The organism is Kitasatospora sp. NPDC007106 (genome assembly GCF_040634455.1).
Lineage (GTDB): Bacteria > Actinomycetota > Actinomycetes > Streptomycetales > Streptomycetaceae > Kitasatospora > Kitasatospora arboriphila.
The window spans coordinates 1-2,804 of record NZ_JBEYFP010000754.1 but is presented as its reverse complement, the minus strand read 5'-3'; the positions used below and the strand labels follow the sequence as shown (position 1 = coordinate 2,804).

Here is a 2,804-nt window from a genome sequence, read left to right as displayed (position 1 = left end):
GGGCGCGACTCCCAGACGGCGGTGCCGCCTTCGGGGAGCGCCCAGGTGACCCTGGTGGTGAACGGTCCGGCGCCCTCGGCGCGCGGCGCGGCGGCCCCCGGCCGGTCGGTCGGCTCCGGCTGCTCGGGCTGCTGGGGCTGCTCGGGCTGTTCCACGGGCCGAGCGTAGACCGGAGTGCGGGGCGTGCCGGCGGCGCAACGCCGGGGCGTCAGGGGGTGACGATCGCGAATCCGGGGTCGGGCGCGGAGAGGTACCCGAGCAGTTCGACGAGCACCGCCGGGTCGCCGTCGAGGGTGGCGCGGCCCTGCTCGGCGAGCCGCTCCAGGGACTCCGTGCCGAGCAGCACCGCGCGCAGGTCCGCCTCGTCCAGGGTGAGGTCGAGCCGGGCGGGCGGGGCCGCCGGGCCGGGCCCGTTCACGTGGGTGAGGACGCCGTTGTGCAGCCGCACCGTCACGGGCGGACGGTCGGCGCCGAGGTGGAGGCGGAGCGTGAGGTCGGCGTGCCAGCTGCGCGGGCCGTCGACCCGGATGGCGAGGGAGTCGAGGAGCTGGTCGAGGGTGAGTGCGGCGACCAGGTCGGGCGAGTCGGCGGTGGTCGGGGTGCCGACGGGGCCGTGCCGGAGTTCGTGGGCGCCGGTGAGGTAGAAGTTCCGCCAGGTGCCGTTCTCGCTGCCGTAGCCGAGCTGCTCCAGCGCGTCGGCCTGCAGCCGGCGGGCCTCGGCGTTGCCGGGGTCGGCGAAGACGACGTGGTTGACCACCTGGGCGACCCAGCGGAAGTCGCCCGCGGCGTAGGACTCGCGGGCGCGCCGCAGCACCTCCTCGGCGCCACCCATGAAGTCGACGTAGCGGGCCGCCGCCTCGGTGGGCGGGTGCTCCCAGAGGTGGGCGGGGTTGCCGTCGAACCAGCCGAGGTAGCGCTGGTAGACCGCCTTGGTGTTGTGGCTGACGGAGCCGTAGTAGCCGGTGGTGTGCCAGGCGCGTTCGAGGGCCGGCGGCAGCTGCATGCGTTCGGCGATCTCGGGTCCGGTCAGTCCCTGGTTGAGCATCCGCAGGGTCTGGTCGTGCAGGTAGGCGTACAGGTCGCGCTGCAGGGCGAGGAAGTCGAGGACCCGGTCGCGGCCCCATACCGGCCAGTGGTGGGAGGCGAAGACGACGTCGGAGTCGTCGCCGAAGAGCTGGACCGCCTCGGTGAGGTAGTGCGCCCAGTCGTGGGCGTCGCGGACGAGGGCTCCGCGCAGGGTGAGCAGGTTGTGCAGGGTGTGGGTGGCGTTCTCGGCGGTGCACAGCGCGCGGTGGTCGGGGAAGTGGATGTGCAGTTCGGCGGGGGCCTCGGTGCCGGGGGCCATCTGGAAGACCATCCGGATGCCGTCGACGGTCTCGGTCTGCCCGGTGGTGGTGACGTGCAGGGTGGGCGGGATCAGGGTGACGGTGCCGGTGGAGGCGGTCGGGCCGAGTCCCGAGCCGACCTGGCCGCGCGGGCCCTTCCCGAGCGCGGCGCCGTACATGTAGGCGGCACGGCGGGCCATCGCGGTGCCCGCGTAGACGTTCTCGCTGACGGCGTGTTCGAGGAAGCCCTCGGGTGCGACGACCGGGACGCCGGCCGCGAGGTCCCGGTCGGTGAGGACGCCCCTGGCGCCGCCGAAGTGGTCGACGTGGCTGTGCGTGTAGAGCAGGCCGGTGACCGGCCGGTCGCCGCGGTGCTGCCGGTAGAGCGCGAGGGCGGCCGCGGCGGTCTCGGCGGAGACCAGCGGGTCGATCACCAGGACTCCGCGCTCGCCCTCGACCAGGGTCATGTTGGAGAGGTCGAAGCCGCGGACCTGGTAGATGCCGGGGACGACCTCGAAGAGTCCGTGGCCGGAGACCAGGCGGGCCTGCCGCCACAACCCGGGGTGGGCGGTGGGCGGGCAGTCCCGGTCGAGGAAGCCGTAGGCGTCGAGGTCCCAGACCACCCGGCCGTCGGCGGCCCGGATCAGGGGGTCGGCGGCGGTGCCGAGGAATCCGCGGCGTTCGTCGGCGAGGTCCTGGTCGTCGTCGAAGGGCAGGCCGTGCAGGGCGCCCGTGTTGGCGGCGGCGACGGCGGCCGATGCCTCCTGCTGCTGGTTCGGGGCCATGGCGGGTCCTTCCGTGCGGTCCTCGGCTGCGACGGATCCGCGGACCGGACCCGGGCGTGACGCGGTCGCTGCCACCCTTCTCCGACCCCCGGCCCGCCGCCATCGGGGCCGCCCGAACGGAGGAGCAGCCCGCGGGGGGCGATTCAGGGGCCTGTGGGGGCACCTCCCCGAAGCGGCCTCCCGAATGCCCTCCGGCCAGGCGTGCCGGCTGAGTACGGGTACTCAGGTCCGGTGCGGCGGCGGCTTGGCAGGATGGCCGGGTACTGCTGCCCGAAGAGACCGGAGACCCCGTGAAGCGCCTCGCCCCGGCCACCGCCGCCGTCACCGCCGTGCTGCTGGCGGCGGGCTGCGGCTCCGTCCGGGCGGGTGGTGCCGGGGGCGGCGCCGCTGCCCCGGCATCGGCATCGGCATCGGGGCGGTCCGCGGCGGACGTGATGGCACAGGTACTGGCCGAGCACGACCGGCGGTACCCGGAGGTGGCCGAGGACTGTGCCGGCGCGCGGACGGCCACGGCCGTGCCCGCCCCCTCGGCGAGCCGGGCGCCGGCCGACCCGGAGGGGTCCAAGTACGCGGAGAACCACGCCTTCCGGCAGACCGCACCGGTCGACGCCGCCCAGCGGTGCCGGGGCGACGCCCACGCGGCCAGGATCCTGGCCGCGCTCACCGGGAACGGGCGGCAGCCCGACGAGGCGGC

At 75.3% G+C, this 2,804-nt stretch carries 1 protein-coding gene and 1 pseudogene; one reads left to right on the top strand and one right to left on the bottom strand.

Annotated features, from left to right (window positions below; translation table 11 throughout):
* Positions 1-208: 208 nt before the first annotated feature.
* Positions 209-2,110: an alkyl sulfatase dimerization domain-containing protein gene (locus tag ABZ641_RS31890; RefSeq protein WP_359987457.1), complete on the bottom strand. Its 1,902-nt coding sequence runs from the start codon at positions 2,108-2,110 to the stop codon at positions 209-211.
* Positions 2,111-2,400: 290 nt separating this feature from the next.
* Here ABZ641_RS31890 and ABZ641_RS31885 point away from each other — a divergent pair.
* A pseudogene (locus ABZ641_RS31885) lies at positions 2,401-2,804 on the top strand (hypothetical protein); the annotation flags it as partial.

Bases quoted from the DNA above. Each gene is read 5' to 3' on its own strand.
- ABZ641_RS31890 (WP_359987457.1), bottom strand. From the start codon at position 2,110: ATGGCCCCGAACCAGCAGCAGGAGGCATCGGCCGCCGTCGCCGCCGCC.